We start from the raw sequence: 18591 nt of genomic DNA, 5'->3' as shown, positions 1-18591 counted from the left end.
TTGGTTGATTGGGGAATTAGGTGATTGGGAAACTGGTAAATTGGTCATTAGGCATTAGTCAATGGTCATTGGGCGCGTTCATTACCATTGACTATTGACCACTGACTATTGACTAACAAAAAGAGCACTGCCGGGAATGGGTTGTTTCTGTATTCCGGGGCCTTGATAGAAAGCACCCAGCCAGCTACCACCTCCTCCGTTGAAGTATTCGATTCTGATGGTGTGCATGCCTTGAGTCAAAGTCACATTTCCTGATTGTTCTGTAATTCCGTGGTCACCATCATTGTTGACTACTTCCTTTCCATCGATGAAGAGCTTGCTTCCATCATCACTTTTGGTAAAGAATGTGTAATTGCCTGAGGTTTCGATTTTAATAAAACCATCGAAGCTAATAGCTACATTACTTTCCCGAATCTGAGCAAGTTGATCGAGCGATGGCTCTAATGCTATTCCTTTCGATACGGGTGTGAAATCAGCAAAAATTGGTAACTGGATCATTTCATCTACTTCGTAAACAGCATATCTCAGTCCGTGACCTTTTTCGTTGGGTATGAATCTGAAAAAGCCGCTTTCAATCTGGCTCACTCGCGCTCCATTCTTAAACATGGCGGCTTTGACAATGGTGTGTTCTGAAACCTCAATAGCGCCTGCATATTCCGTAGAGCCATTGGTTGGAACGGTTCCATCCAGGGTATATCTGACAGTTCCTGAGCCGTTTGGATTTTTGATCTCCAAGGTGGCTGTTTTACCCACAAAGAGGCCACCTCCATCTGAATACACATCGGCTTTAGGAGAAATTTCCGGTTGTTGAAAAGTCTCGGGAGCAAAGTAATTCAACTCAACTTCTTCACCTTCTATGGCTTCCAAAACTGGTTTCCCAATCCAGGCTTGTGGTGTTTTGATGTTCAACAAGTAAGCGGCTGTTGCTGGTGTGTCATACGTATTGATAGCGCTCTTCAGCTTCAGTCCTTTCTTAATAGATTTGCCAGAGGCGATCCATGGAATCTGAATTTCTGCCAGAGATTCACCACCGTGGCCTTTTCCTACACCGCCATGGTCGGCAGTGACGATGATCACCGTTTTTTCAGCCATTTCGCTACTTTCTACGGCTGCCTTAATTTTCCCAATCAGTTCATCGGCCTTTTCAACTGCTTCATAATAAGCTTCAGTTCCGTGACCTTCGCTGTGACCGGCATGGTCTACGTGATCGAGATGTACAAAAAGGAAATTCGGTTTTTCCTGCATGAAGTATTCTACCACTCTTTCAGTTGTAGCTTCTTCGCCCTTGGCGTTTTCCTGATGTGTGGGATCGCTGTGATCGAAGAGGTTACCAAACCCGCTCCAGTCGTAAATAATAGCGGTTTTTAACTCAGGACGCTGGTCTTTGGCTACTTTAAAAATGGTGGGAAAGAAAGCACTCGAACCTGAAATCTGGGTTGGGATATTGTTTTTGTCTTTTCTCCAGTCGTTGGAAGTGACTCCATGCTGAGCAGGACTTGCACCCATAATAAGCGAAGCCCAGTTGGGGCTACTCACTGTTGGTAACACTCCTCTGGCTATCATTGACGATGCTCCATTGGCCATCATTTCATCCATGTTTGGTGTTTCTGCATGGCGGATTCCATCGGGACTCATCCCGTCAACACCAATGATGATGACATGCTTTGCGAGTTGTTTTTGTTTATTGGAATCGCAGCTAAAGAGCAAGGCGATGCCAAGCACAGCCCAAATACAGGCTGTGAAATTTCTTTTGGTTAATAATTTCATTGCTAGTAAGGTTGAAGCCGAAACGGGTTTTCGGCAGTGTGTTTTTAGCTAAAGAAAGTAGGGAGAAGAGGCTCAGATTAAGCCTCATTCACCCTTTGGGTACTAAAAACCTAATCTAATTTCTTATTTAATAAACCCTTTTACAGGCTTGCCTGCGCCTTCTAATTTGTAGTCCAAGCCTAAAAGTTCGGTTACTGTGGCCGCTACTTGGTTTTGGTAGTTCTGGCCTTTTGTTGCCTCGCCTTTTGCCGGAGTATCAGGGCCTATTGAGGCCATCCAAATTTGACCAGCGTTTTTAATGTCACTTCCATGGCTTCTCCAAGTATCTTTTGGCTCAGTGCCACGGCCGTGGTCAGTGGTGATAATCAAGGTAGTTTTGTCTTTGTACTGAGGAGTAGACTGAACGTACTCCCAAATTTCTTTGATAAACTCATCGGTTTGGTGAGCTGATTTTAAGTAGTGATCGTATTCGCCATCGTGGGCAAAATCATCGGTTTCACCGTAAGAGATGTATAACAGTTTTGGCGCATGTTTTTTCATGTATTCCATGGCGAAATGATGAGTGAAGGCATCAAGTCTTACGCCTCCCCAAGGGCCGGGAATTTCATCTTGAAGGCGGTTTAGAAATACTTCTCTGTCGGAAAGTGGTTCATCGGTAGATTTTTCGAATCCAGCGTTTACTGGAATTCCGCTCCTTTCTTCGTTGATGATATAAGGGAAAACATCCCATGAACCGAATGCAGCCACTTTGCCTTCGAAACCGGGCTGCTTATTGGTGAATTCAAGAATGGTTTCGTTAGGGTTTTGGATTTTGTCGTTGGAAGTGATTCGGCTGTCATCAGCCTTTCCCGTTAAAATTTCGTTGTAGCCAGGGTATGAAAACCACATGGTATTAGTGCAGTTTACTTCGCTTCCCAGTTCTCTATTGCCTAAAAGCTGACCTTCTTTAGCGATTACATTCCAGAAGAAGGGCATTAAGGTTTCTCTTCTTTCTTTTGGGCTGTTTTTCCAGAAAAGTTCAGAAAGCTCTTCAGTGTTTTCAACATATTTTTTGTCGCTGATTAGGCTTTCATCTGCTCCAGAGTAAAGCTCTTGCCATCTGAATCCATCCAGAGAAATGAGGATAACGTTCTCTGTTTTGTGCTGTGCACAGGCGCTCAAGGCCACAATGCTGAAAAGTAAGGCTACAACTGTTTTTTTCATGGTTTGAAGTTTAGTACGGGGCAGTTTAAATTTTCATTTCATTCCGAACTTGATTCAGAATCCCTGCTCTGATTTTGCAGACCCTGAAACAAGTTCAGGGTGACGCAAGCATAATTTTAAACTGCCCCGTGTATTTAAAAGTAATTAATTGTTCTTTCTCATTAATTCACATCCCACCAAACTTTGGTGTTCAAGTTGTCTGGGCCTTGTCTTTGGATTACCTCAGTGTAATTCTGCTTGTTCAAAGCCTGAACGCTTGATGGATAAATGAATCTTACCGGAACGGTTGATTGCACTGCACCTGGGCCAGGAGTGATTTCAGGATAACCTGTTCTTCTCCAGTCGAACCAAGCCTCTAAACCGCTGAAGAAAGAAGCAATCCATTTCTGAGTCGCTATTTTCTGAAGTTTTTCGGTTTGAGTACCAGCATAAGCAACGTCTGGTTGTGTAAAATAAGAGGCTTCTGCCTTTACGGCTTGCTCAATAGCAGTGTAACCGCCTACAGAAAGTCTGTCATCGTAGTAATCGTATGAAGCTTGAATACCGTTTTGGTAGTAAGTTTCAGCGGAACCCGTGCTGATAAATCCTCTTTCTCTAGCTTCGGCCAAAATGAACTGTAATTCTGAATAGCTCATTAACATGGCTTGTCTTGCGATTGGAGAAGCCAATGAGTTACAAGCTGAACAAGAGAACATCAATCCGATTCTAGAAATGAAGTTTGAACCACCTTTGGTTGGATCGCCACTTGGTGAATATTGAAGCGCTTCTTCATCGGCCAAACCGTTTGGTACACCTTGGTAATCGTCCCAATCTCCCACTAAACCAGCTCCTGATTCAGTAGTAGGTTGCGCATAAGCGAAAAGTCTGGTGTCGTTTAGCGACTTCAAAGTATTCTCCATTTTCTCGCTTAATCTATACTCATCAAATGAACCTGAACGCGTAGTGTAAAGTGGCTGCTGATTTGGAAGATCAGAAAGATACTGCAACGCTACATTGTCATCATTGCTTTCAAGAATTGGGTGCTGAGTAGGGTTGCTCACAATAGCTTGCATTGCGCTGCTTGGGTTTACTTTGTCAGACAATCTCATATGGATTCTCAATAAAAGTGAATTAGCAAACTTCTTCCATCTCATAATGTCGCCATTGAAAAGGATGTCGCCATCAATGCCTTGGCCGCTTGTGCTCAACAAATCGTTAGCTTCGTTTAAGCTGGCAATAATGCCTTGGTAAATGGTTTCCTGTGTATCAAAAGCTGGAAGGTTTTCCCCATCTTTAGCCAAAGTAGCTTCAGAATAAGGTAAATCTCCGTAACTATCAGTAAGTACAGAATACATCCAAGCTTCAATCACTAAAGCCACACCTTTGTAGTTATCGTTGCCACTTTCTTCAGCAATTTTCTTCACATTCTCCACATCGCGCATGGCGTTGTAGTAAGAGTTGTAAGGAGAAGATTCTGGCCCCCAGTTGTAACGGTCTTCGTTGGTAAACTGGATTTTTGCAGAATACTGCATTACTACGTTTCCTAAGCCCCACGCCAAACCTGCGTTTTCGTTTATTGAGTTTCTAAGAATGGTTGGTAGAAGCAAAGATGCTGGCACCTGCTCTGGGCTGTTTGGGTTTTTGTTCAGTTCTTCGAATCCATCATCACAAGACGATATTCCGATGAATAAAGCCAATACAACGATGCTCGCTTTTATATTGAAAAGTTTCATTATTGTCTATTTAGATGGGTTTAGAATTTAATGTTCAAGTTGAAGCCGATGCTTCTGGCAGAAGGGTAAGCCATGTTTTCGATACCTGGCTGAAGTGTTCCTCCGCTCATGGCCATTACATCTGGATCGAAGTGTGGGTTGTCAGTCCATAATGCTAGGTTTCGGCCTACAGCAGAAACTTTTACAGATTGGATGAAATTGTTTTCGAACCATCTCAATGGAAGGTCATAGCTGATTTTTACCTCTCTCAACTTCACATAAGAAGCGTCATATTTAGCAGCTTCTACGTTGTCTCTTTCGTAGTAGCGGTTATGCCAGTTTCTTGAACTAATTTTGATGGTGTTAGGCGTAAAAGAACCATCAGGATTTTGGATTACACCCGGAGAAACAATACCGTTTCCTTCTTCTGAAAGGTCATATCCATTCTCACGTCCGTAAAGCGTTTCTTTCAACTGACCAGAAGTACTACCAATGGTTTTGGTTCTTGAAACCACAATTCCTCCCTGGCGGATATCAAACAAGAAGCCTAAAGAAAGACCTTTGTAAGAAAAGGAATTTTGAATGCCCATCATCCAATCCGGATTGTAGTTTCCTTGGTTTACAAGTTCTGTATCTCTTAAAGGAGTGCCTTCAGCCGAGTGAATAATTTGGCCGTAGTAAGGGCTGTTTTTATCCTTTACTCTTGCGAAACCAACACCGTAAATTTCGCCCATTCTTTCGCCTTCTCTGGCTTGAACATAAGCTCCGTTTCTTTCCGTTAAAGTATACGCGTCAACACTTGCGTCAAGCTCAATTACTTTAGATCTGTTGCGGGTAAAGTTTACGTTTACATCCCAGCTGAAGCCATTGGTAAGCGCTACTGGAGTTCCGCTCAACATTAACTCGATACCGTTGTTCTGAATTTCACCAGCGTTGATAATTCGGCTGCTGTAACCTGTGGCAATGTCCAAAGTAATCGGAATGATTTGGTCTTTGGTTCTATTGTCGTAGTAAGTGAAATCTACCCCGAAGCGGCCACCAAAGAATCTGAAATCGGCACCAAGTTCGTAAGAAGCAGTTCTTTCAGGCTTCAACTCGCTGTTTGCCAAAGTAGAAGATTCTGTTTTGGCCTGCGTTCCACCCCAAGCAGTGCTCGAGTTGTATACATTCGACAAGCTGTAAGGGTTGGTGTCGTTACCAACTTCAGCATAAGCTGCTCTTACTTTTGCGAACGAAACTGCCGCTGGAAGAACGAAAATGTCGCTTAAAGCAGCACTCAAAGTAGCAGAAGGGTAGAAGTAGCTGTTGTTGTCGGCTGGTAAGGTTGAAGACCAGTCGTTACGACCTGTTACGTCCAAGAAAATCATGTTTTTATAGGCAAACTGACCGTAACCATAAAGCGAGTTGATCTTCTTCTCTTGGTCGTATTGGCTTACTTGAAGGTTTACCGCTGAGTTAGAGAAGTTATAGATACCAGGAATCAACAACTGAGGAGCAACCGTTTGGTTAGAGTTGTTGGTTTGCTTCATTTGGTTTCCACCAACAGAAACGGTGAAAGCGAAATTGCTATTCACTTCTTTGTTGTAAGTAAAAAGGAAGTCGGTGTTTTGTTCGTAGAAGTAAAGCTTGTCTTCTCTGTACATTCCTTGAGGGAAACGCTGAGTGCTGAAAGCTCTTTTTCTATCGCGAAGGTCGTTGTAGTAATCCATACCCGTTCTTACCATCAAGCTCAATTCATTGGTGAATTGGTAACTAGCCGAAACAGTACCGAACATTCTGTTTTTGTTTTGTCCGTTGGTGTTTTCGTAAGTTGTGAAGTATGGGTTATCGTGGTAGTTGTAGTTATAGTTGAACTGCTGAACGCCTTCTAAACCTGGCATCCAGTAGTTTCTAAGGTTAAGCGTGTTGATCTGTCTACCGTACCAAATCCATAAGTACATTAAACTTTCAGTACCATAACTGATGGCTGGTCTGTTTCCACTTTGAGAATTGATGTAGTTAACAGAAGCGTTGAATTTCAGTTTGTCAGTTAGGTTCAAGCTTGATTTTAGAGCCAAAGTATTTCTCTTCAAATCTGTATTTGGCACCATGCCTTGCTGATCAAGATTGGTCCAAGAGAAACGCACATTTCCAAAATCGTTGGAAGAAGTTAAGCTGATATTGTTTGAAAGTGTTACACCAGTTTCAAAGAAATCGTTGATGTTGTCTGGATGAGCCACCCAAGGTGTTGGAGTGATTGTGCTACCCGCAGGAGCATTTAAATCACCACCTCTGTAGCCATCGACATTTCTAGGAGAGCTAAATTGAGTGATAAGTCTTCCGTCTAATCTTGGTCCCCAGCTTTCGTCCACACCATCGGCAATACCAGAACCAGCACCGTCAACAAACTCAAACTGACCGTTGTTTCCTTGGCCGTAAGTGTTTTGCCAATCTGGTAAACGAAGTGGGTTTTCGAAGCTTACATTAGAATTGATGCTAATGCCCAATCCTCTTTTGCCTTTTCCTGATTTAGTTGTGATCAAGATGGCACCGTTCGCAGCTCTTGAACCGTAAAGTGCAGCCGCAGCTGGGCCTTTCAAAACTGAAACTGAAGCGATGTCGTCAGGGTTGATTTCACCTGCAGCATTACCGTAGTCAACTTCAAGGTTGTTACTTCCTGAAGAACCATTTACGTTGTTACTGATTGGAATGCCGTCTACAACAAATAGTGGCTGGTTGGCATTGATGTTCAATGAAGATTCACCACGGATGATTACGCGAGAAGAACCGCCAATGGTAGTTCCTGAACCTGTAACCTGAACACCGGCAATTTTTCCACTTAGTGCATTCACCATGTTGGTTTCTCTTGCTTCGGTCATTTCTTCACCTTGCATTTCCTGCACGGAATATCCTAAAGCTTTAGATTCACGCTCAACACCCAAAGCAGTTACTACTACTTCTTCCAAAGAAGTCACTAACTCTTTAAGTCTTACGTTAATGGTGGTTCTGTTGCCAATTTGCTCTTCAATGGTTTCGTAACCAATAAATGAGAATACAAGGGTAGTAGCGTTGTCTGGAACAGTAAGATTATATTTTCCATCTGCATCGGTTACCATACCAAGGCCAGTGCCTTTTACAGAAACTGTAACCAATGGGAGCGGGGTATCAGAAGAAGCATCGTACACTGTACCCGAAATTGTTTTGTCTACACGAGCAGGAAGTTCGTTTGCCAATACCGAAGTATTGAAAACTCCCAAGATTAAGGCTAAAGCCATAAGCCATGCCGATGTTTGGGCAAGCTTAGTAGCGCATTTTTTCATAATTTGTAGCGTTAATTGAAGTTTACTTTTAATGGTTGCTTTGATTAGTATTTGATTTAATCGGCCTAAAGCTTCCGCCAAGATGAGTTAGGCCGCAGGAACAAATTGGGGAAGCACTTCTGCGGGAGTGCTTCTTTTTTGTTGGGTAAAGATTTTTTACATAAGCGTTTCGGTTAGTGGTTGAGTCGAAAATCAAAATTGTTCTAGTGCTTCCTCAGCTAAGCCGAAAGACAAGGTCATTCCTGCTCCGCCAAGGCCGTTAATTATCGTTACTCCATCTTCCGGAGTTAGAATGAGTTCCGTAGCGCCATTGGTCATTTTAGGGTAAATGCCATGCCAGCGCGAACCGATGGTCCAATCTTTGAAATCGGCAAATGTGGCTAGATAGTCCAAAATCATTTGATCGATAAATTCTTGATTGAACGGACTTAAGTCGTTTCCGTATTCGTGCGAATCGCCAATGGTTAATTCTCCGCTGCCATTTTGAGAAACCATCACATTCAGCCCCCATTGCAATAAGTCTGGGTGATTTTCTTGATAATAGGCTTTCAGTTTTGCGTGAGAAGCGGTTTGCTTAAAGGCTTCGTAATGAACCAGAGTTAAACCTCCGCAAAGCGCTGGGCCAATTTTCCAATCATTGGGTTGGCTAACCAAGCGCATCATTTGAAGCTTACATTTTGTAATCTGTTGCGCTGCAAACAAAGCAGGATAGAGTGTCTCGAAATCTGCGCCACTGCAAACAAAAATCAAATCAGCTTCGAGTACATTGCCTTTGGAAGTTTTCACTTTTGGATGCGATACCTCTACCGCTGTGGAATTCCAATGAAATTTGACTCCCATTTTCGATTCCAGATAAGATGGAATTTTCGCGATGGCTTCTCTAGGGTCCACAATCAATTCTTCGTTACTCCACAAGGCTGCCTTTAAGCCTTTTTTTACTACTGCCTCCGATTCAATTTCTTCGGGTTTTAATATTTTGTATTGAGGGTTGGCCTCGACAAATTCTTCAATTACGGCCAGTTCTTCTGGTAAGTAGGCCATGTGGAGGCTGCCTACTTCACCATGCCAAATACCGGCCTCAGTGGCTACTTGCTTCCAAATCGACCTTGAAGTCATGGCGCGATCATACATGTGGCCTTTGGGCTGACCCACCGGCCAAACCATACCAAAATTTCGGATTGAAGCTCCCTGAGCTTTTTCGCTCCGTTCAATCACTTCAACCTGATAGCCCTTTAAAGCTAGCTTTCTGGCTGTGGCTAAGCCTACAATTCCGGCTCCGATGACAATAGCTTTCTTCATAATTTTAATTCAAAACCAACTGAGCTGGCACCTCTGATTGACGTTGATGTTTTCTTTTGAAATAAACCGCAGCTGCGGTGGTAATCAGTACACCCAGCACCGATACTACGAGTAGGGAGTTCTGAAAAAACAGAGTCCAAGACATATCGCCAAAACCCGCTAATTCTTTGTAGAAGAGAAAACCCATGCTGCCCAAATAGCCAAAGCTGTCGGCCACATACATGAGAAATCCCGCATTACCTTTGTGTTTAAAGGCCGACATAAAGCGATCAAAAATCACGCAATTGAAAGGCACGTAGGCTAAATAGAGGCCGAAACCTACGGTTACCATCCAGGGTAAAGCTCCCGTTTGGCCCTTTGAGAAAAGGTAAGTACCAATGAAAATGATAATGAAACCACTGCCAATTAACAGGTGGTTGATCATAAAAGCTTTGAGATTGTTCTTCACAAAAACCAGAAGGCAAATGATCACCAAAACGGCTAACGAAATGGGAACTTCGGTTTGAGTGAAAATGCCGGGTTGCTCGCCATAGCCTTGTTCTGCCCAAATATTAGAGACAAAATTATCGCGGACATCTCTCAAGAGAGTCAGAAATACGTAGGCGATAACGAGTAAGAAAATGCCTGAAGCGTATTGCCAAAAGAAGCTTTTTCGCTCCGATTTGCTCATGGCTTCGCGCTTGTTTCTAAGCGCAATATCTTCTTGAGTTGGTGGAGGGGTTTGGTCTAAAACCCAAACGAAAAGTAAAAGGGGTAAAACAAAGACAAGACCTGTAAAAAAGGGCATCCACCAAGCAGTAACACCAAAATTGAGCATTAACTCGGCTCCAACTGTTTTTACCAAGCCCGATGAAAAAATGAAACTAACCCCCAAAAATGCACCCATGAATTCGGTGGCTCTTCTTCCTTCCAGATAACTGAAAACTAAGCCCCAAACCATTCCTAAAGGGAATCCATTGATAAGGAGCATCAAAATGTTAAAGGGTTTTGGAATGAGAGGGAAGAGCAAAAGAGCAATCCAACTGATGCCGATTAACAGCAAAATCAGCCTGGCTCTGCCTTGATGGCCGCGCTCTGCAATAAATTTGATACCGTAGAATTTAGAGAGCGTGTAGCCAACGGTTTGAGCAAAAATGAGCCATATTTTGTAGTCAATGCCAAGCCATTCGAAGCCATCAAATGTGGCTGCGGTAAAGGGTTTTCTGAAAGCATACATGCAGGAATAGGTGCCGAATGCTGCTAATGCACCTACCAGGGCAACCACTTTATGATCGGCTTTATGCAAGTATGCTTTTAGACTCATTGCTGCGGGTTTAAAATTGCTTTGAGTTCTTCGAGCCTGTCAATGGCGTGTGTGGCACCCATTTCGAGCAAATCTGCTTTGGTGTATTGTTCGGAGCTTACGCCTACAATCAAAGTGCAGCCTGCGTTTTTACCTTCTTCAATATCCGAGCGGGTGTCGCCTACTTTGGCCACTTCTTCAGAATCTTCAATGCCAAATTTTGCCATGGCTTTTTGGATCATCAGAGGTGCTGGCCTGCCTGTTTCTACTTCATCAGAAGTCACTGAAAAATCGATTAAGCTGTTTTCCATCCAACCCATTTTCTCGATTAATAAATTGGCCGTGCTTCTGAAATAGCCTGTATCGAGTACAACTTTTATGTTGTTTAATTTAAAGTGTGTAAAGAGGTCGCTTGCGCCATCCATTTCTTTTAGGCCATCGCCCTTTTCGTAGGCTTCTTCTACATTTCTTTTGAAAGAATCGAAAACTACCTGAACGGCTTCTTCAGTAACCGCTTCATCTTCAGCCTTCATAAGCAGGGAAATGCCTTCGCGTTTGTTCATGCCTCCAATTCGGTTCACCACTTCTTCCAAAGTGTATTCAAAGCCAAATTCAGAAAGGGCTTCTCTTACACATTTGTACACCGTTTTTTGTTCGTCTATCGTGGTACCGGCCATATCGAAGACCACCATCTTCACACTTTTTTTAATCATTCTTTACACTGATATGAGGCACGTAATCCATGCCTTTGCTTACATTTAGAAATTCCAATTCGATACTTGCATGAAATCTGACATACTGAGCGCCATCGGCAAAAAGCTTCGAAACGTTCGAAAGGAGAAGGGAATGAACCTGGCGGAAGTAGCCTTAAAAAGTGGGATTACTCCGGGTTTGCTTTCCAAAATTGAAAACTTCCGAACGATGCCTTCTTTGCCTGTGCTCTACAAAATTTCTGAGGCGCTTGACGAACCTCTGTCTGAAATTGTAAAGCCAGTAGATGAGGAACCCGAGGCTTCGTACACCCTTATCAGAAAAGGAGAAGGAGAAATTGAAGCACGATACGATTCCAAAGGCCTTGTTTACGAAAACCTGATGTCAAAAATCATACACAACCACCCCGTCAAAGTGGTTACAGTTACCGTGTTGCCAGGCATTTTTAGAAAGCCTTTGGCGAACGATTCTTATGAACTGGTTTATTTGCTGGAAGGGGAAGTTATTTATGGCCTATTAGATGAAGAAGTTCACCTTCGACAAGGCGATACCCTTTATTTTAATGGACAAATCCCTCATTCTCTCAAAAACCCTGGCGCAACACGCGCTAAACTGTTCAAAGCTTATTTTATGAACTCAGGCGAGTAATTGCCGAAATGTTCTCGCTTTAAAAGTTCATATATGTAAAATTAGAGAGAGAAATTTTGAGCCCAAACGAGGAATGTGAGTTTAACGAAATCGTAACTTAGTTCACTTTGTGCTAATAATTAAATTACTGAAATTCAGTTAGTTATTTTAAATTGGAAAGCCTGTTTTACTAAGTTGAGATAACTTAAAGTTAATTTGAAATAACCTATTGAATTGAATATTTGTCAACTTTTGAATCGAAGAAATATAGCTTCTGCTTGTTTCACGAACTAGGTGAATAACAAAAAAGCCTAGTTTAAGAAGGTTTAACGCTCCATAAACTAGGCTCTTTAAACAGAATATTTTGAGGATTACTTTACCGTAATTTTTGAAGCTATAATTTGCGCTTTTTCACGTAGTTCTTCCACGCTTTCAGGGCCATAAGCCAAAGCCACACCCATTCTTCTGAATGGTCTTGTTACAGGTTTACCGAATATTTTGAAGTCAGAACTTGGAAACTCGGCAGCCTTTTCTAGGCCAGAATATACTGGGTTTGTGCCAGCCGATTCTGTTAAAATCACAGCGCTAGCACCATTTCTATGCAGATCGACACCCGGGATTGGTAAACCTAAAACTGCTCTTGCATGCAATTCAAATTCATTAAAGTTTTGGGTGCCAGCTAGGGTTACCATGCCGGTGTCGTGAGGCCTTGGTGAAAGCTCAGAAAAATATACGCTGTCTTTCGTTAAGAAGAATTCTACACCCCAAATGCCTGAACCTTTTAGTGCTTTGGTTACTTTTTCAGCAATTTCTTGAGCTTCTTTTAATTGGGTTTCGCTGATCGCTGCCGGTTGCCAGCTTTCTTGATAATCGCCTCGTTCTTGTCTATGGCCGATGGGTGGGCAAAAGAGCGTTTGTCCATTGTCTTGCGTTACAGTTAGGAGCGTAATTTCAGATTCGAATGGAATGAATTCTTCTACAATTACTTTTCCAGAATCGCCTCGGCCTTTCCCTGCGGCTTTCCACGCGCTTTCAATATCAGTGATGTCCTTGATAACAGATTGACCTTTGCCTGAAGAAGACATAAGGGGTTTTACCACACACGGAACGCCAATTTTATTCACCGAAATAATCAGCTCGTCTAAACTTGAAGCATAAAGGAATTTTGGGGTTTTAACGCCAAGTTCTTTAGCTGCCAAATCGCGAATGGATTTGCGGTTCATGGTAAAATTGGCGGCTTTAGCACTGGGCACTACACGAATTCCCTGCGCTTCGTAATCGTAAAACCTTTCGGTTCGAATGGCCTCTATTTCCGGAACAATAATGTCTGGCTGATGTTTTTCTATTAGGTTATCTAAAGCTTTTCCATCAAGCATGTTGATCACTTCGAATTGGTCGGCCACTTGCATGGCTGGCGCGTGATCGTAGCTATCAACCGCAATTACATGCTGCCCAAGCCGTTGACAAGCAATTGCAAATTCTTTTCCTAGTTCTCCAGATCCCAGTAGAAGTATCTTTTTTAACATAACAATTCGAGTTGATTGGTTGAGCAAATATAAAATATAGCAAATAAGTTTATCGCTTTTTGCTATGAATAGAGCATTTCTTAAAGCTGAATTAATGAAAGCTAGCTAAAAGAGGCTCTTAGGTTATGGTAAAATTACATAAAGTAATAGTGCGTATGCTGAAAGTGCTATTCCGATAATTTGACTTCGCTTTTTGATTGGGTCGGGTACTCCCATTTTTCTGATGATGCTCACATTCAAACCTAAACCCACTAAAAGCAAGGCCAACGTAATTCCTGAAATGGTCAAGAAACTTTCAGGGTTTATAAACTCGGTTCTTACGCCAACTTCCAACACTGCGGAAATGGCAAAAAGCACAACAGAAAGTATTTGTTTGGTAGTCGGTTTCATGGCAGCCAAAAGTCAAAGATAATATCATTCATACATTTAAAGTGGCCTTTTGGGCATTTGTCGAAACCTATTTTGGAGCATGGTCGACAATCAACTTTTTTGTTTTCCAGAATGGTAAATTTGGTTTGATACGGATACATACCAAACTCCGGAATCGTGTTGCCCCAAATAGAAAAGATGTTCTTTTTAAATGCCGCGGCAATATGCATTAACCCAGTGTCGTGAGTAAACACATAACTGGCGCCTTTTAGAATGGAAGCCGATTGATTCAAGTTGAATTTACCACAGCCATTGTAGATCAAGGCTTTTTTGCCAAGCTCTTCAAGCGGTTTCTTTTGGTCTTCTTGCTCGTATTTTCTGTTGAAGAAATCTTCAAGCTTTTCTCCGTTTTCGGCATCTTCTTTTCCTCCTAAAAGAATAATCGGCTTGTTGATTTTATCGCAAAGCTCAATCATTCTGCTTAAAGGAAGTTTTTTGGTTTCTAACTGGCCACCAATGGCAAAAGCTACATATTCTTCACGATGCGTTTCTGGCAGCCAATCTTTTTCAACTTCATCTTTTTCAGGAATAAAATAGTCAAGGCCCAAGGCATCTTTTTTAACCCCTAAAGGAGCCACGGTTTCCATATAGCGATCTACAATATGAACATTAGGGAGTTTGTTGATTTTGAAATTCACGATCAACCATTTTTCCCAGTTCAGCTTGTCGAAAGCGTGAGATGGTTTTGAAAGCCGAGCCTTAATTATTCGCGTTCTTAAATTGTTGTGAAGATCAACGATGTAATCGAAATTTTCAGCTTTCAGGGCTTTGATGAGCGGATTCAACTCCTTTTCCAGCACATGAATTTTATCGATATAAGGATTGTGCTCTACAATATTGGCGTATTGTTTTTTAGTGCAGAAATGAACTTCAGCATCGTCCAATTGAGTTTTTAGCGCCCGCATAACTGGCGTAGTGAGCACAATATCTCCAATGGAAGAAAAGCGGATAACAAGTATTTTCTGTTTAGCCATTAACCGTGATTTTGGCTTTTCTTTCAGTAAAGAACTTCCCGATTTCTTCAGAAGAAAGTGCATTAAAAGTCATGTCGGCTGTGAGGCCTCCTTTTCTGCCCGCCAAAAGACCATATCGCATATGCTGATAGCCTTCCATGGCATGTGCATCGGGATTGATGGATAGTTTAACTCCCTGCTGAAGGGCATAATGAACCCATCTCCAGTCAAGATCCAGGCGCCAAGGGTTAGCATTGATTTCGATTACCACGTTATGTTTGGCGCAATGATCAATCACTGCTTTATGGTCAATCGGGTAGCCTTCTCTGCGAAGTAAAAGCCTTCCAGTTGGGTGCCCCAAAATGGTGGTATAAGGATTTTCAATAGCTGTGAGAAGTCGCTGTGTGGCTTTTTCTTGCTTCATGTTCAAAATGGAATGGACTGAAGCCACAATAAAATCGAAGCTGGCCAAAACCTCATCAGCATAGTCCAGCTGGCCATCGTACAGAATATCCGATTCAATGCCCTTGTATATTTTAAACGGGGCTAATTTTTTGTTCAGTTCATCAATTTCGGCATGCTGTTGAATCACACGATCTTCATCCAATCCATTAGCGTAAAAGGCGGATTTACTGTGATCGCAAATGCCTAAATACTCGTAGCCCAATTCTTTACAATGCGTAGCCATTTGTTCCAAACTGTGCTTGCCATCGCTATACGTAGAGTGATTGTGCAAAATGCCTTTTAAATCTTCCATGCCTACAAGCTTTGGAAGATTACCTGCTTTAGCGGCTTCAATTTCGAAAGTTCCTTCTCGTAATTCTGGTTCTATAAAGTCCATTCCGGCTGCTCGGTAAATAGCTTCTTCGGAATCAAAATCTTTTTGCCAAACTACATCTTTCAGAGTTTTGCCTTCTTGCAAAGCAATATGAACATGCAAATTGCTGCCGGTTCTTAAAAACTGCTCTCTCACAAAGTTTTCTGTTTTGCAGAAGGAAATTTGAACGGGAATAAGCTGCTCTTTAAAATAACCTCGCCAGGTCAGCGGCCCCGAAAAGCTTTCTTCTTGCTTAAAATCTTCTGAAGTGTTGATTAGTTCTTCAGCTTCATTAATGGAATCGCAACCCACAAGAATATCAATGATATCAATCACTTCCATTTTTCTTCGGAGCGCACCCGTTTCCTGAACTTTGAAACTTTCAGAAAGGCCGTTTAATGAGCTGATTATGGTTTCGGCTAGTACTTCAGCCTCAGCATAATGAAGTTTATTGGCATTGGCTTCTTTAAATTCCAGCGCATTGATAATGGTTTGCTGAGTTTTTTCGCCAAAGCCCTTGAGTTTAGCAACAAGCCCTGAGTTGGCGGCTTCTTTCAGTTCGTGACCACTTTCAATACCCAGTTCTTTCCAAAGCACTTTTATTTTTTTCGGGCCAATGCCTTTGATGTCCAAAAGTTCAACAATGCCTTCTGGTGTTGTGGCTAAATACTCTTCTAATGCTGCAGAAGCTCCTTTTAAGTTAATTTCGTTGATTGTAGAGGCAATACTTTTGCCCACTCCATCTAACTTTTCCAGCTCGGTTAAGGAAAGATTTCCAAGTTCGATATCGCTTTTGTCGAGGTTGAATATGGCATTTTGATAACCGCGAATTTTAAAGCTGTTTTCATCGTGAAGCTCCATAAGGGCTGCCTGAAGCTTCAGTTGTTTTAGAATGGTGCTATTATCCAAAATAGAAGAGTTTTTACTGTATCAATTGCAATGAGCTGTTCCTTTTTTAATCTTGGAACATTTCCTAAATTCCATCGAAAGCTAAATTAAAAATAACTCTTTATGAATTATTGGTTGATCAAATCGGAGCCTAATACTTATTCTTGGGACGATCTTGTGGCGAAGGGTCAAGATCATTGGGACGGAGTTCGCAACTATGCTGCCCGTAAACACATGAAAGACATGAAGGTTGGCGATTTGGCTTTTTTCTATCATAGTGTAGACGAAAAATCCATTGTGGGAATTGCTGAATGTGTTAAAGAATTCTATCCCGATCCAACAACTGATGACGATCGCTGGGTGGTGGTAGATTTTGTGGCGAAGGAGAAACTGAATCGGCCAGTTACTTTGGATGAAGTAAAGGCGGATGATAGGCTTCAAAATATGGCTTTGGTTCGTATTGGCCGACTTTCAGTTCAGCCAGTGAGCCAAGAAGAGTTTGATATAATTATAGAAAAATCAAAATCATAGTGAAAAGGCTAACCCTTGTATTTCTATTTTTTTCATGTGCAAAATTGGTTCTAGCACAAGTGGAATTTCATGGCCGATATGAACGCGAGTTTGAATTTCGCGAAGATGATGTGCTTGTAATTTCTAATGAAGAAGTCGGTTTAACGATGGTTCAAACCGATTTTCGTACTTCGGGCAAGGAATACAAATTGTATATCACTCAGCTGGATAGTGATATGGCGCTTAAACAGGCGGACACTGTAAAAATCAATCGATCATATAATTTATTGGGCTACCATTTTGTGAATGGTAAAACCTATTTAATGCTTCAGGATACTCCGGCCAAATCGAAAATCAAAATTTTGAGATTGGACAACAAGTCGGGATTAATCGATGAGTATGAGCCCAAAGAGCTTTTGGAAATGGATGTTCAAGAATTTGAGGTTATTAAAAATACTGCGGTGATTGGCGGGCTTTACGAAATGCGTCCTGTGGTACTGGCTTATGATTTTGAAAACGATAAAGTAAGAACGCTTTCCAACGTATATCAGAACAACTCGGAGCTTGTCGAAGTAAAAATCAACAGCGACAACCTTACTTTTAATGTTTTGGCTACCCAAAAAAATGAAAGAAAGGACCGCACCATCATTGTGAATACTTACGATTACTTGGGCAATGCCATTCGTGATTATACCATTGAAACCAAATTGGATTATCAGCTCATTACAGCGGTTTCTTCTAGCATCAATGATATCAGCCAAGTGATTGTGGGCTTGTATGGCTATAAAAATACAACCAGCCCAGCGGGCTATTTTGTGAATTATATCGATAGAAAGGGAAAGCAAACCATGAACTATTACAGTTTTGGCGAACTGCCTCATTTTTTTGACTACATGGGAGAAAAGCGAGCTGCTAGGTATAAAGAGCGAGCTTTAAAGCTCAAAAAAAGTGGGAAAGACGGCCATTACAGATTGCACCCTATGTTCCGTGAAATGCACGAGGAAAATAATCAATTAGTGGTTTTTGGGGAATTTGTTAGAGGCTTTAACAAAACCGAAAATGATTTTTATACCTACAATGGTTTTGGAAGAGCCTATTATCCTGTTGGCGTGCCTAATTACGGTTATCCCTATTCAACTCCGGGCATGGGAAGTACCAGAACTTCAGAGTACGATTTTACGCATGCTTACACTTTAGTGCTGAATAAAACAGGTGAAATTCAATGGGATGACTGGTTCGAAATAGGCCAGGAAATGAGCGGAGGACTCGATCGATATGGAGCTTTCTCATGGAATGGAGATCATGCGGCATACGCTTTTTATGTTGATAAGGAGATCCACGCCAAAGTGATGGATAAGACAGGTGAGAGCGAGGGAATTGTTCAGGAATTGAGATTGTCGGACGGAGATGAACTGAAGTACGAATATGAGGCCAGCTTGAAAACAATACGTTGGTACGGAGATTACTTTGTCATTTATGGCGTTCAGAATGTCCGTTCGGTCGATAAATCAACGGAGCAACAAAAGGTGTTTTTCATAAACAAAATCACAATCAAAAAGCCACCAAAAGCATCTGGAATCGATTAATTG

The 18591-nt window shown here is 41.9% G+C and carries 14 protein-coding genes; 3 read left to right on the top strand and 11 right to left on the bottom strand.

The window, feature by feature from the left end:
* Positions 1-105: 105 nt before the first annotated feature.
* The 7 genes from ACXACJ_RS17870 to ACXACJ_RS17840 all read right to left on the bottom strand — a co-directional run bounded on the left by ACXACJ_RS17870 (position 106) and on the right by ACXACJ_RS17840 (position 11254).
* A complete protein-coding gene (locus ACXACJ_RS17870) occupies positions 106-1767 on the bottom strand; it encodes an alkaline phosphatase family protein (protein ID WP_475135779.1) in 1662 nt (553 codons plus the stop codon).
* 123 nt (positions 1768-1890) lie between these two features.
* Entirely contained in the window at positions 1891-2970 is a 1080-nt protein-coding gene (locus ACXACJ_RS17865; RefSeq protein WP_475135778.1) for an alkaline phosphatase family protein, read from the bottom strand.
* 161 nt (positions 2971-3131) lie between these two features.
* The gene (locus tag ACXACJ_RS17860; RefSeq protein ID WP_475135777.1) at positions 3132-4682 is read right to left on the bottom strand and encodes a SusD/RagB family nutrient-binding outer membrane lipoprotein; all 1551 of its coding nucleotides are present in this window, start codon (positions 4680-4682) and stop codon (positions 3132-3134) included.
* 20 nt (positions 4683-4702) lie between these two features.
* Complete coding sequence (locus ACXACJ_RS17855; protein WP_475135776.1) at positions 4703-7960, bottom strand: SusC/RagA family TonB-linked outer membrane protein; 3258 nt, start codon at positions 7958-7960, stop codon at positions 4703-4705.
* A gap of 192 nt (positions 7961-8152) precedes the next feature.
* Complete coding sequence (locus ACXACJ_RS17850) at positions 8153-9259, bottom strand: TIGR03364 family FAD-dependent oxidoreductase (RefSeq protein ID WP_475135775.1); 1107 nt, start codon at positions 9257-9259, stop codon at positions 8153-8155.
* A gap of 4 nt (positions 9260-9263) precedes the next feature.
* Positions 9264-10562: a DUF5690 family protein gene (locus ACXACJ_RS17845; RefSeq protein ID WP_475135774.1), complete on the bottom strand. Its 1299-nt coding sequence runs from the start codon at positions 10560-10562 to the stop codon at positions 9264-9266.
* The gene (locus tag ACXACJ_RS17840; protein WP_475135773.1) at positions 10559-11254 is read right to left on the bottom strand and encodes an HAD-IA family hydrolase; all 696 of its coding nucleotides are present in this window, start codon (positions 11252-11254) and stop codon (positions 10559-10561) included. Before ACXACJ_RS17840 ends, ACXACJ_RS17845 begins: the two co-directional genes overlap by 4 nt.
* Positions 11255-11324: 70 nt before the next feature.
* On the opposite strand from ACXACJ_RS17840, the gene ACXACJ_RS17835 reads away from it, so the two are divergent.
* Positions 11325-11900: a helix-turn-helix domain-containing protein gene (locus ACXACJ_RS17835; RefSeq protein WP_475135772.1), complete on the top strand. Its 576-nt coding sequence runs from the start codon at positions 11325-11327 to the stop codon at positions 11898-11900.
* A gap of 350 nt (positions 11901-12250) precedes the next feature.
* Here ACXACJ_RS17835 and purT read toward each other — a convergent pair whose 3' ends face one another.
* The 4 genes from purT to polX all read right to left on the bottom strand — a co-directional run bounded on the left by purT (position 12251) and on the right by polX (position 16513).
* Positions 12251-13405 carry a formate-dependent phosphoribosylglycinamide formyltransferase gene (purT, locus tag ACXACJ_RS17830; RefSeq protein ID WP_475135771.1) on the bottom strand — a complete coding sequence of 385 codons (1155 nt, stop codon included), beginning with the start codon at positions 13403-13405 and terminating at the stop codon, positions 12251-12253.
* 123 nt (positions 13406-13528) lie between these two features.
* Positions 13529-13795 (bottom strand): hypothetical protein, encoded by a 267-nt coding sequence (locus ACXACJ_RS17825; RefSeq protein ID WP_475135770.1) that lies wholly within the window; start codon positions 13793-13795, stop codon positions 13529-13531.
* The gene (locus tag ACXACJ_RS17820) at positions 13792-14808 is read right to left on the bottom strand and encodes a glycosyltransferase family 9 protein (protein WP_475135769.1); all 1017 of its coding nucleotides are present in this window, start codon (positions 14806-14808) and stop codon (positions 13792-13794) included. Before ACXACJ_RS17820 ends, ACXACJ_RS17825 begins: the two co-directional genes overlap by 4 nt.
* On the bottom strand, positions 14801-16513 hold the full coding sequence (gene polX, locus ACXACJ_RS17815; protein WP_475135768.1) for a DNA polymerase/3'-5' exonuclease PolX: 1713 nt from the start codon (positions 16511-16513) through the stop codon (positions 14801-14803). Before polX ends, ACXACJ_RS17820 begins: the two co-directional genes overlap by 8 nt.
* Before the next feature lie 102 nt (positions 16514-16615).
* Here polX and ACXACJ_RS17810 point away from each other — a divergent pair, with 102 nt between their 5' ends.
* Together ACXACJ_RS17810 and ACXACJ_RS17805 are read left to right on the top strand one after the other, a co-directional pair.
* Positions 16616-17023: an EVE domain-containing protein gene (locus ACXACJ_RS17810; RefSeq protein ID WP_475135767.1), complete on the top strand. Its 408-nt coding sequence runs from the start codon at positions 16616-16618 to the stop codon at positions 17021-17023.
* Positions 17023-18588, top strand: a complete 1566-nt coding sequence (locus ACXACJ_RS17805; RefSeq protein WP_475135766.1) for a hypothetical protein — start codon at positions 17023-17025, stop codon at positions 18586-18588. The genes ACXACJ_RS17810 and ACXACJ_RS17805 overlap by 1 nt, the downstream gene beginning before the upstream one ends.
* Positions 18589-18591 lie beyond the last annotated feature (3 nt).

It is taken from the genome of Roseivirga sp. AWQ4_251, from assembly GCF_056158225.1.
This window is presented reverse-complemented; position numbering and strand designations above follow the sequence as displayed.